12 protein-coding genes and 1 pseudogene are annotated in these 10,652 nt (G+C 68.0%); 5 read left to right on the plus strand and 8 right to left on the minus strand.

The genetic code is table 11. The annotated features are described in order from the left end of the window. Positions 1-126: 126 nt before the first annotated feature. Positions 127-603, plus strand: a complete 477-nt coding sequence (locus ACGFYN_RS41885) for a hypothetical protein (protein ID WP_393871263.1) — start codon at positions 127-129, stop codon at positions 601-603. A 372-nt stretch (positions 604-975) separates the two neighbouring features. Here ACGFYN_RS41885 and ACGFYN_RS41890 read toward each other — a convergent pair whose 3' ends face one another. The 5 genes from ACGFYN_RS41890 to ACGFYN_RS41910 all read right to left on the minus strand — a co-directional run bounded on the left by ACGFYN_RS41890 (position 976) and on the right by ACGFYN_RS41910 (position 3,294). After that, on the minus strand, positions 976-1,173 hold the full coding sequence (locus ACGFYN_RS41890) for a hypothetical protein (RefSeq protein ID WP_393871264.1): 198 nt from the start codon (positions 1,171-1,173) through the stop codon (positions 976-978). Between the two features lie 150 nt (positions 1,174-1,323). Then, positions 1,324-1,899 carry a hypothetical protein gene (locus tag ACGFYN_RS41895; RefSeq protein ID WP_393871277.1) on the minus strand — a complete coding sequence of 192 codons (576 nt, stop codon included), beginning with the start codon at positions 1,897-1,899 and terminating at the stop codon, positions 1,324-1,326. Positions 1,900-1,901: 2 nt separating this feature from the next. Beyond that, on the minus strand, positions 1,902-2,219 hold the full coding sequence (locus ACGFYN_RS41900; RefSeq protein ID WP_393871265.1) for a PadR family transcriptional regulator: 318 nt from the start codon (positions 2,217-2,219) through the stop codon (positions 1,902-1,904). Between the two features lie 148 nt (positions 2,220-2,367). Next, positions 2,368-2,535, minus strand: a complete 168-nt coding sequence (locus ACGFYN_RS41905) for a hypothetical protein (protein WP_393871266.1) — start codon at positions 2,533-2,535, stop codon at positions 2,368-2,370. A 195-nt stretch (positions 2,536-2,730) separates the two neighbouring features. After that, on the minus strand, positions 2,731-3,294 hold the full coding sequence (locus ACGFYN_RS41910; protein WP_393871267.1) for a hypothetical protein: 564 nt from the start codon (positions 3,292-3,294) through the stop codon (positions 2,731-2,733). 271 nt (positions 3,295-3,565) lie between these two features. Between ACGFYN_RS41910 and ACGFYN_RS41915 the strand changes: the two genes are divergently transcribed. Together ACGFYN_RS41915 and ACGFYN_RS41920 are read left to right on the plus strand one after the other, a co-directional pair. After that, positions 3,566-6,565, plus strand: a complete 3,000-nt coding sequence (locus tag ACGFYN_RS41915; RefSeq protein ID WP_393871268.1) for a P-loop NTPase fold protein — start codon at positions 3,566-3,568, stop codon at positions 6,563-6,565. 559 nt (positions 6,566-7,124) lie between these two features. Then, positions 7,125-8,441, plus strand: coding sequence for a hypothetical protein (locus ACGFYN_RS41920; protein WP_393871269.1), 1,317 nt, complete (start codon positions 7,125-7,127; stop codon positions 8,439-8,441). Positions 8,442-8,479: 38 nt separating this feature from the next. Here ACGFYN_RS41920 and ACGFYN_RS41925 read toward each other — a convergent pair whose 3' ends face one another. The 3 genes from ACGFYN_RS41925 to ACGFYN_RS41935 all read right to left on the minus strand — a co-directional run bounded on the left by ACGFYN_RS41925 (position 8,480) and on the right by ACGFYN_RS41935 (position 9,600). Continuing rightward, positions 8,480-8,773, minus strand: a complete 294-nt coding sequence (locus ACGFYN_RS41925) for a hypothetical protein (protein ID WP_393871270.1) — start codon at positions 8,771-8,773, stop codon at positions 8,480-8,482. 195 nt (positions 8,774-8,968) lie between these two features. Continuing rightward, on the minus strand, positions 8,969-9,376 hold the full coding sequence (locus ACGFYN_RS41930; RefSeq protein WP_393871271.1) for a PIN domain nuclease: 408 nt from the start codon (positions 9,374-9,376) through the stop codon (positions 8,969-8,971). Next, on the minus strand, positions 9,373-9,600 hold the full coding sequence (locus ACGFYN_RS41935; protein ID WP_393871272.1) for a type II toxin-antitoxin system VapB family antitoxin: 228 nt from the start codon (positions 9,598-9,600) through the stop codon (positions 9,373-9,375). The genes ACGFYN_RS41930 and ACGFYN_RS41935 overlap by 4 nt, the downstream gene beginning before the upstream one ends. 216 nt (positions 9,601-9,816) lie before the next feature. On the opposite strand from ACGFYN_RS41935, the gene ACGFYN_RS41940 reads away from it, so the two are divergent. Both ACGFYN_RS41940 and ACGFYN_RS41945 read left to right on the plus strand, forming a co-directional pair. After that, positions 9,817-10,341 carry a recombinase family protein gene (locus ACGFYN_RS41940; protein WP_393871273.1) on the plus strand — a complete coding sequence of 175 codons (525 nt, stop codon included), beginning with the start codon at positions 9,817-9,819 and terminating at the stop codon, positions 10,339-10,341. A gap of 97 nt (positions 10,342-10,438) precedes the next feature. After that, positions 10,439-10,652 (plus strand): annotated as a pseudogene (locus tag ACGFYN_RS41945) (transposase); the annotation flags it as partial.

The raw sequence follows: 10,652 nt of genomic DNA on the forward strand, positions 1-10,652 counted from the left end.
GGGCCGGCGACACCCATGCGCCACCACACCTGCCGCCCGTCAGCCAGCACGTCTTGGGATCCCGCCCGGCACTTCCCGCATGAGCGGCAACCGCCCGCTCTCAACCCGTCTCAGGAACACCCCACCATGAACGCAGAATTCTGGGTCGCCTTCGCCACCGGCGTCGTCGCCCTCGCCGCGCTGATCACCAGCTCGGCCGGCGCCACACGTGCCCGCGTCAAAGCCATCGAGGACGCCTACATCGACCGCTACTGGCAGATCCTCGACCGCTTCCCTGCCGATGCTCTCGTCGCGGAGGACGGCACCGGATGCTGCGGGGAAGAGCTCAAGGCCGTACGCCTATACCTGCGTCTGTGCGAAGACGAACTCGAACTGCGCCAACTCGGCTGGGTCGGCCGCAAGTCCTGGCAGCAATGGTGCTCCGGCATCCGGGCCCAACTGAGTCAGTGGCCCATCGCCGCCGAATGGGCTCCCGTTCGCGACGGCCAGCGTGCACCCCACCAGTTCGCCCTGCTGCGCCAGCTGGACGCCGACCCCGACTACGACCCCTACCACCCCCGCAGTCCCATCGACCACATCACCCGCATATGGCGCGGCCTGTAGGAGCACACAGCGCCCTCGCTGTGGACCCGCTCCTGGCACTCGCCGTTCTCGGGAGGAAAAGGAACCGCCATTCATGGCGCGTCAGACACATCGTGGTCGTCTGCGAGCGGCACCCGCCGGGCCAACTACGTACTTCTCAGGCCGTGTCGGTTGTTCTCGCCCTGCGGGGTCGGTTCAATTTGATGAATGGAACGGCTGACGGCGGTCACGGACCAGGCCGCCGGCCGGGCCCACCGTCGCCGAGACCGCGGCCGACGAGGACCCGATGACGCCGGACGAAGCGGATGGTGCGAGGGGATCCCCAGTCGTGCAGGGCCGATTGAGGCTGCGGGCGTGATCGTGGTGGGCCCCGTGCAGGGCCCACCATGAGGTTCAGTGCCAGGTCTCCCACCACAGAATGATCAGGGTCACGGCGCCGCTGCCGAGCTTGTAGGCGGCACCGCGCAGGAACTCCCCGGAGACGTCTCGTCCTTGGCGTCGAGCCCATTCCCGCGCATGGCGGGTGTGGGGGTGTTGGCCGATCCAGCGCAGCGGGTGCCTGGGCCGACGCCCGGCGTTAGTCTTGTCCATAGGGAGTTCCTCTCGTTCTCGGGCGTGCTGGAACACCGCGCAAGGAGCCCTCCCAACGTGAGGCCTAGGAAACCTGTTGGGACGCAGGGCTCCTTTTGCGCGTCGGTGCCGTTCTGGTCAGCGGCACCACAGCCTGCGGTGCCGCTTGTGCTATTCCTTCTCAGACGCTCTGCGTGGGGAGACCGGCTCGATGCCCCGCATCCGGCGCAGCAGCCACACCGTCGCCCGGCCGATGATCCAGCAGTAGACGCTGCACAAACCGGCCGTGAGCAGGCCGCACGTGCCCGCGATCAACGCCGCTGGAAAACCTACGGCCGCCACCAGAAGGCTGTTGGTGCGCGAGGGCACCGACAAAGCCCAGTCCAGCAGCCGCCCCAGCGGAGCGGTCAGATCACGCAGCCTCATCAACGCGGCCGCCCAGACGAAGCCGAGGGCGTAACACATCCTGCGGGGCGGGGAGAGCAGTATCCCGTTGTCCGGGTCGCCGGCCAGGATCGCCGCCCACTCCTCCCGTAGGTGTGCGCGCCTTCGGCCCGCCATCCAAGAGGCCAGCGAGGCCGTTTGGGACGCGGCCTGAATACGGAGCAGGACGATCTCCGGGTTCCGCGCCTTGATTCCGATGGTCAGGAGGACAAGACCGATGATGCCCGTCGCGCCGTATTGCCACTGCACGAGTTGTTCGAGGCCAATGACGAAGGCCGCCGTAGCAAGAGCGAGTAGTGGCATGGCTACGCCTCACCTTCGGCGAGCCGCCAGCGGCCTGCGTGGCGTCTGCGACGTTCCTCCAGGGCGGTCAGGGCCTCCATGCGGCCCGTTGCGGTGAGTTCGTAGTAGCGGCGTGCCGGGCGGCCGGGGTGCGGGGCGGTCTCCTCGAAGCTCGTGATCCAGCCCTGCTTGGTCAGCCGTTCAAGGATCGGGTAGACCGTGCCGGAGCCCAGGTCGCCTTCCTCGCAGATCTTCAGTCCCCAGGCCGGGGCGTCCGGCGGGGCTGCCAGCAGCACCTTGATCACTTCAACTGTGGGGCGGGTCAGGCGAATTGGAGCCATGCCGCCAGTAGAGCATGTGTCGAGTACGAGTGTCGAGGGGGCGTTCCCAGGCCGCCCGCACTCTCCAACCGTGGCCGCAACGGGTGCGCCCTGAGGGGTGTTTGGTCTGGGTCCGGCGGCCCTGTCGTCAGGCTCATCATGGCGGCCGTCAGTGGCGGTTGAAGTCATGCAGCCGGTCGGCCAGGCGCTGGTCGGGGCGCTGGACGATGATGCAGGAGTCGCTTTTGGCGGTGACCAGGCGGTCGACCTCCATCTCCAGGCCGCCGGTGGGGGCGTTACTCAGGCGGGAGCCGCTCTTGCGGACGTAGGCGGCCACCGTCTCCAGGGTGGCCAGGAAGGCGCTGTCGGGGGCTTCGGAGTCCAGGACGTCGTCGGTGACGACGTGCTGCCAGTGCCGTGCCTCGCGGCTCTCGCCGAGGGCGAGGTGGTGCAGGGGCAGGCAGTAGGCGGCGGCGCGGGGCCGCGCCGGCGGCGAGCTGCCACCAGAACTGGGCGCTCTCGCGGTGGCCGGTCAGGTGGAGCAGGCAGGCGAAGACGAGGGCGCCGTCGACGTCCAGGGGGCGGTCGTCGGTGGGGGTTTGGGGTTCTTGGGCCAGGCGGTCGACGTGGAGGAGGCGTCCAAGTCCCCCAGAGGATCCACCAGGACGCGGGACACGTCGATCCTCGCGTAGCCGAAGACCGACCGGACCACGACCTTCTGCAGCGTCGTCGACTCCTCCACGCGCTCGCGCACCGGAACCAACAGGCTCTGAAAGCTCACGATCGGCACCATCACCCGTCCGGGGCCGCGGCGCGGCCGGCTCAGCGCGACCCCGGCGCCCGCCATGACGACGAGGAGGGGAACGACATGGCCGCCTACCCGGCCGGGCAGGTAACCGGTCGCGGCAGCAAGCCATGCGACGCCGCCCAGGATGAACAGGAACGGGCCCGCCAGGTAGCCCTGCGGCACCACCGCCCGCAACAAGGCGAAACACCCCACGGCGATCGCCACGTACGGCACGATCTCCCCGACCGCGTGCGCACCGGACCGCAGCGCGCCCACCCCGCCGAACATCCACGCCGTACCCTCGGCCACCGCACAAAGCCCCACGGCAACACGCGCACGGCTCACCCCGACCCCCAACCCCGCAACGAAAGAACGCCAGAGTAGCCCGGCCTCTGACAACCCCCCGCCTGAGGTTCATCCTCCACCATGAACAGGCCGAACAGGCCGCCGCGGTCGGCGACATGCCCGCACGGCATCCCACCATCACAACCGCTAGGAGGGGGATTCGACGGCACCGGGAAAGAGTCCTGTTCGTTGCAACAATCAGCGTGTCGAGCATGGGGCTCGAGGAAGGTGACCGATGGCTCAGCGCAGCGCGCTCATTCTCGCAACCAGCGAGTATCAAGATTCTGGCTTGCGACGGCTGTCAGCAGCCAGCTCTGATGCCGGTGGCGTGTCCGACGTGCTCGCCGACCCGACGATCGGCAACTTCGATGTTCAACCCGTCGTGAATCCCTCGGCAGCGGTAGCGCGCCGCGCACTTGACCGCTTCTTCGCTGACCGTGGCCGCGACGATGTGCTGCTGCTCTACATCACTGGTCATGGTGTGAAGGATGAAGGGGGGCAGCTCTACTTCGCCGTCGCTGACACCGAACTCGGCCTCCTTCCTTCCACCTCGATCCCGGCCCAGTTCGTCAGCGACCTCATGAGTCGGTGTCGCTCCCGCGCCATCGTGCTCATCCTCGACTGCTGTTACAGCGGCGCCTTCCCTCGGGGCATGGCTCCACGCTCCACCGACACGGTAGGTATCGGAGATCATTTGAGCGGGCGCGGCCGGGTGGTCATCACCTCCAGCAGCGCGCTCGAATATGCCTTTGAGGGCACGGAGTTGACTGATGATCATTCGGTGCCGCTGTCGGTCTTCTCCCGTGCCTTCGTCACCGGCTTGCGGACCGGTGAAGCCGACCTTGATCAGGACGGCTGGATCACCGAAGACGACCTCTTCAACTACGTCCGCACCCAGGTACGCGCCGTCACTCCCCACCAGTCACCGTCTCGGTGGGCGCAGACGACGGGCCCTATCGTCATCGCCCAGAACCCAAGACCCGTCACGTCACTCCCCCATGAGCTCACGGCGGCCATCAGAGATCCGAGGGTCACCACCCGGCTCGAAGCGGTCCACCAACTTTCGCTCCTGCTGGCCGGGACCCCGGCGCAAGCCGGCGCGGCGCGGCATGCACTGCGCGAGCTGACGACCGACGACAGCGTTCAGGTCTCGCGTGCAGCGGCCGACGCGCTCGCCGGCACACCTGAGCGCTCACCGCAGGCCCCCGAGACTTCCTCCCCGCAGACCGTCGTCCCCGATGCCCTGGGCGAACCGGACGAGGTGTACACCCCGGAAGCGACCGCAAGCAACGACTACTGGACGACCGGGGACGATCTGGACTACGGGCCCTACGCCATCGCGATCTCCGAATTCATCCAGCACGAGGACACCGCACCGCCGCTGACGATCGGCGTCAAGGGCCCCTGGGGCGCCGGGAAGACCTCGTTGATGAGAATGGTCCAGGACCGGCTGGACCCGCCTGTGGACGGCGGAGCCTGGGTCGGCGGCGGATCGCGCCGATGGATACGGCTCAGCCCGCCCTCCCGGCAAAAGCTGGCCGGCGCACGACGAAGCCGGCACCGCACTGCCCAAGACGAAGCAACGGCCACCAATCGCAACGTCCTACGGATGCTGCGCACCGCGGCGTCGGCCCCACCCGACCAGGCAGCCGAAAGACTGCGGATCGACGACGCGGAGTTGAATGCCGACTGGCGGCCCACGGTGTGGTTCAACCCGTGGATGCACCAGAACGGCGAGCAGATTTGGGCGGGTCTCGCCCACGAGATCATCTCGCAGGTCACTGCTCGGATGCGTCCGACAGACCGGGAGGCATTCTGGCTCGAGCTGAATCTGCGCCGCGTCGACGCCGACCTTCTGCGGCGCCGGATTCATCGAGCGTTGCTGGACCGGCTGGTTCCGCTGGCCATCGGGCTGGTGATCGCAGGCCTCGCCGCTGCCGTGGCGTTCCTTGCACGTTCCTTCGTGCCCGGTGCCTCCGACTGGCTCCAACAGGCGGGCAAGGCTCTCCTGGGCGGCGGCGCCGCAGTCACCGCGCTCGCGGGCGTGGCCCGGACGGCCACGTTCTGGCGTGAACGCGTTGCCGGCTCGCTGACCAAGCTCGTCCATCAGCCGGACTACGCACAGACCTGGAAGCAGCTCACCGCCAACCTCGTGCGCGATCCCGGCTATCAAGACCGCCTCGGACTGCTCTACCTGACACAGACCGACATGCGGCAGGTCCTGGACCTGGTAGCCACCAAGGACAGGCCCGTCGTGGTCTTCGTCGACGACCTCGACCGATGCTCACCCGGTGCGGTCGCCCAGGTCATCGAGGCGATCAACCTGTTCTTGGCCGGGCAGTTTCCCAACTGCATCTTCGTCGTGGCGATGGAGCCGGAGATGGTCGCAGCCCACATCGAGGTGGCCTACGGACCGCTCGTGGAAGCACTGACCGGCGAGGACTACTGGGGCGAGGCGGGCAAGCTCGGCTGGCGATTCCTCGACAAGATCATTCAACTTCCCGTCAGCCTGCCGTCCCTGCGCTCCGACCAAGCAAGCCAGTTCCTCGGTACGGCGCTGGTGGGCTCGACGTGGGCATCGCGCGCGGAGGCCAGCCAAGAAGTGGACGACGGCACGGCACGCCGGATCGAAAACGCGATCCGGCAAAGGCACCCTTCTCTGCAAGACATCTCGGAGGCGGCCGCCTCCGCCCAACGGCAGGCGGGCGGAGACGATCCCGCCGCGACGGGCTTCAGCCCAGAGACCCAGCAGGCCATGCGGCGGGAACTGCGGCGACGGCTACGCCCCGACAACCCCGAGGTGCAGCGCATCGTCGCGACGGTCGCCGGCCGGCTGACCGGAAACCCCCGCGAGATCAAACGCTTCGTCAACGTCTTCCGCTTCTACGCCGTCATCCGCCAAGAGCGCGAGGCCGCCGGCCTTCCGGCCCCTGACACCCTGACAGCGATCGCGAAACTCGCCGTGCTCGCCGTGCGGTGGCCGCATCTGCGCGCCGCCCTCGGCCGGCAGATCGGCCCGACCGAACGTGACACCGTCCTCGCCCTGCTGGAAGCACCGATCGCCGAATTGCCCGAGGAAGCAGGCTGGTCCGCTCGGCGTGAGGCACTGCAAACCGTACTCTCCAACGCGCAGATCCCAGACAAGCTGCGCGATTGCCTGCTGGCCTCAGAAGACCTGTGCCAGCTCCTCGCAACACCCCCGTCGATCGGCACCGCGGCCGCGGGCTATCTCTGACGCATCAATGCGCCCGCGCTGGAGATAGCGGTGGGCGTCACCGGCGACACAGGAACGATATTGGTGCTGTGGTTCGGCGCGTGGCCCACTCGGCAGCAGCGGGCCGCCCGCCACCGAGCGCGAGCAGCACCCGACGCAAAACCAGCAACTGGTGGTCACCGCTGGAGAAATGATGACCCCTCAGACCGTCTACCGGGAGAACTGGCTGAGCCGCCGCACAACGCGCTGGCGCGTGGGTGAGATGCCCGCGATCGAGTGCTCGTCCGCCTGGCACGCCCGGGCCGACCGGGGGCGGCGCAGCGTCGAGGAAGCCGCTGCCCTCGCCCCGCACGCCCCCGGCACTCCGTCCGCCCGGCGGCAGGGACGGGCCGCATGCCCTTCCCTGCAGGGGATGCCACGCTCCCCGTGCCGATGTGTGCGACCTTGCATGCGCCCCGCACACCACACCTACCGTCCAGGGCTGACGTGTACATACCGCATTCATCACCTGGGGGGCGGGTTGCAGGCATCACGGAAGAAGACCGAAGAGGTCTTACGCGAGCTGGTTCAGCCGTCGCACATGGCAGTGCACTCGGGGCCGGCTCTGGCCGGCAGCGTGGAAAAGGCGGCGGCCAAGGACGACAAACGGCGGGAGAAGAAGGGCGACTGCCTGCGCCGGAAGGACGCGCTCACGGCCCTGCCGGGTGCAGAGGCCGCCCGGTCGGGACGGCTGACTCCGTGGCAGGTGCTGCACGAACTCGCTCACGCTCTCTCGCTGTCCCGTCAGGGCGCCGGGCGCGGGCTGGCCGAGCACTGGGGCAGCCTCAAATACAGTCAGGCGCTGGATCCCGTCTCCGCCGCATACCTACAGCTGTCAGGTGAGGGCAAGGACACCGCCCGGGACTACAAGCGTCTGCAGTCCCGCGAACTCGGCCAGGGCATCGCCCTGGCCGTCGCCAAGTCCGCTCTCCGGCACCGGTATCCGAACCACTTCGTGTCCATCGTCAGCGCGGACATCGTCATCCGCGCCGGGTGGCCCAAGGGGCCGTCGGGCTTCCAGTACCGGCCGGACTTCTTGGCCGAGGTCTGGATGCCGGGTGAGCCGTCCCGGGTCTTTCCGATCGCGAGCAAGGGCAATCACGGGGGCGCCAAGCAGTCCTGCGTGCAGCTTGCCTCGGCCTCCGCTCATGTGGAGGCCATGCACATCGGAGCGTGGAACGAGACGCCCTGCTTCGTCTTCAGCACCGAACTGCCGTTGGAGGGACCGGCCACGGTCCACTGCCTTCAGGCATCGGGCAGGGGCGGATGGCTGCGCGGCACTGCTGAGCGGCCCTTGCGCGACCTGGACGGTGTGGCGGAGAACGAAAACATTCCGCCCGGCATCCTGCATGTCGCCGACAGTGACGAAGCACCCGTGGTCGAGCCGGGATTTCAGGTCCGGCCCGAGCATGAGGCCTGGTTCCAGCACGTCCTGGCGCGCACCGCGACAGCCGCAGTGACGGCGTTCGCCGGCGACGGCGACACCACGGCCCAGTACCTGACCAGCCGCCAGGGCAGCCGGCGCTACACCGGCGGCCTCGCGCACGCGGCCGCCGGCAGTGTCCAAGACGCACAGCACGACCTGCTCGGCATCCCGTTCGTCGGCACCGACCACGTCTTTCGTCTCAACGACCAACGCGTCGAAGCCTTTACAGGCGTGGCAGCCGATCTCTTCGCCCTCCTGTCCCCCTCCACTGGCGAAGGGCACAGGGATGCGGGCCAGGTGATCGAGTATCGCCAGGCGGTGCACGCACGGCGCGGTACCTGGCCCGAACAGACGTGGGATCGGCGTTGGAGGGGCCCGGTCTCGGTGCAGGAGGACGGCACCGTCCTGGCCATGCGCGTGCTGCGGCTGTAGCCCGGCCGCTGTCCGTCGCGATCTCATCCTGGGCAGTCTCAGCAGCTGGTCTCAAGGTCGTTGAGGACGGCGAGGACGGCGCGGACGGGGCCCCAGCACAGGCCGAGGGTGTCGCGGTCGGGCACGACGCCGCGTTCTCGCTGTTTGCGCAGATGGACGAAGGTGCGGCACTCGCGGACGATGCCATGCCACGGCAACGCCTCGGCCGCCGGTACGGCCTGGACGGCGACACCGACGAACGCACCGACAAGATCGCCACCGCCGTCGAGGAACGCGGGGGGCCAGCCTGACGGGGGCGCGCCGCAGCGGCGGCCAAGCGGGTTGCGTGGCATCGAGCCGCCACCTCCGGCGCTTGCCTCCCCTTCGGGTCAGGATGATCGCCGGCGCGGGTATGGCATCGACCTTGGGCCGTGCGCTTTACTGTTGGGCCTGGCTCCTGGCGTGTGGGGTACGCGCGGACCGGAACAAAAGGGCGACGCTGCGTCATGGTTTCCCTGTCGGCGCAGCGAGTAGCCGGAGGCAGCCGGCTACCTCAGATCGATCATTCGCACCGGCTGTCCGGTGGTGCGGGCGATGGTGTCGAAGTCGCGGTCGTAGTGCAGCAGTGTGAGTCCGGCTTCTTCCGCGGCCGCGGCCACAAGGAGATCGACGGCTCCGGCGCTGCGGTGCTCACCCTTGGCGGTCAACTGACGCTGGACGGCGCGGGCGCGTCGGTAGATACCGTCGGGCATGGGACACCAGGTGAACTGGTTCAGCCGTTCCTGAACGGTCTCGCGGTCGTTCGCGGAGCGGGCCGAGTAGAGGATTTCCAGTTCGGTCAGATCGCACAGGGCGATCAGGCCGGCGCCGATGCGCTGTTCCCACTCGTTTGTGGCCTGCCGCAGCAGCATCCGGGCCAGGGCCGACGTGTCGATGAGATAGTCGGCCACGCTCACCGGGCGCCATCACCTCGATAATTGCGCTTGTCCAGCAGGAGTTCGGCGTCGAGGGCGCCGTCGTCGGTGAGGTCTTGCAGCTCATGCAGGGCACGCAGACGACGGTTGCGCGCAACGATCTCCCGCAGGGCTGTGTTGATGGTGTCTCGCTTCGTGGAGGTGCCCAGCTCCTTCGCCGCAGCCTCGAGAGCATCGTCGTCAAGGTCAACCACGGTTCTGCTCACGAACCCCACCTCCGTATACACCGAATCATGTATCAGTATACATGATCCAATATATCTCCGGTGGGGCGTGCATGAGGCGGCCCGGTGGCGGGCCACCGTGCACGGCACGGCCGGCTGGTTACAGGGCGCCGGCGGCCACCGCGCGATCGCGGAGGGCTCGCAGGCTCACCAACTTCATTAGTTATCCCTAGTGTTGTGCATGTATGGTTGCGGGGCATGGAGTTGCTGCGTATGTCCAAGGCTGCGAAGCGTCTGGGGATACACCCGATGACGCTTCGGCAGTGGGCGTTGGACGGCAAGGTCCCCTTCACGTGGGTCGGTCGTGAGCGCCGGTTCTCCTCGGTTGACGTGGAGAACATGAAGCGCGGGAGTGACTCTTCGACTTCGCGCCCGCGTCTGGAGTTGCTGTATGTGCGCGTGTCCGGCTCGTCCGGGCAGGAGTCCTCGTTGGAGGCGCAGGAGGCTGAGCTGCGGGCCGCCTCGACGGGCGAGATCGTCAAGGTCGTCCGAGATCGTGGCTCGGGCCTGAAGGAGAACCGGCCCGGTTTGAACAGGGTGTTGGCCATGGTGGCTGACGGCTCAGTCACCGTCGTGCGCGTCACGCATGAGGACCGGCTGGCCCGGTTCGGTGTGAGCTGGCTCAAGCGGTTGTTCGCCGTGTACGGGGTCACCGTGGAGGTGTTGCACCCGAAGAAGCTCGGCGGCCGGGATGAGCTGCTGGAGGATTCGTCTCTCTGGTGACGACGTTCGCCGGGCGCTTGTATGGGATGCGTAGTGCGGAGAACCGCAAGCGGCTGCTGGCCGAGTCCGGCCAGTGCGGCGACGAAGGCGGGGCTGCGTGAGCCGGAAGCTGCCCCTCGCTGACGGCGAGACCTGCCGCACCGCCTGCGCCCGCGCCCTGATCCGGTCGGGCGTGGATGAGAAGACCGGCGAAGTCCTCACCTGCGCCGCTCTGGTGGAACGGGTGGGCTGGTGTGCTGACCTCGTTGCCGGGATGACCGGTGCGCTGCTGGACGGACACTGGAATACCAGCGACGTGGATACGCTGGCCG

Source organism: Streptomyces sp. NPDC048419, assembly GCF_043200415.1.
Classification (GTDB): domain Bacteria; phylum Actinomycetota; class Actinomycetes; order Streptomycetales; family Streptomycetaceae; genus Streptomyces.